The sequence below is a fragment of the Adlercreutzia sp. DFI.6.23 genome, from assembly GCF_024462535.1.
GTDB classification, from domain to species: Bacteria; Actinomycetota; Coriobacteriia; order Coriobacteriales; family Eggerthellaceae; genus Adlercreutzia; species Adlercreutzia rubneri.
Genome location: NZ_JANGBP010000546.1, coordinates 1 through 299 on the forward strand (window position 1 = coordinate 1; position 299 = coordinate 299).

Genomic DNA, 299 nt, shown 5'->3' on the forward strand with positions numbered 1-299 from the left:
ACTTCGCCGAAATGGTGAAGGGCAAGCACGAGAGCCTGGGCCGTCTGCGCAACTACCTCTCCCGTATGCTGGAAGTGGAAGGTGTGAACGTCGTCACCAGCCAGGAAGTGGACGCGGCCTTCGTGCGTGAGCAGAGCCCCGATGTGGTTATCGTCGCCACCGGCGGCGTACGGCCGGAGCTGGCGGCTGCAGGCACGGCCGCCACGCCGGTCATTGGCGTCACCGACTTTTTGGCCAGCGAGATCGGCGAGCGCGTGGCGGTGCTCGGATTCAACGCTCAGGCCACCGACACGGCCCAC

At 66.2% G+C, this 299-nt stretch carries 1 pseudogene; it reads left to right on the forward strand.

The window, feature by feature from the left end:
- Positions 1–299 (forward strand): annotated as a pseudogene (locus tag NE591_RS14525) (tat (twin-arginine translocation) pathway signal sequence); the annotation flags it as partial.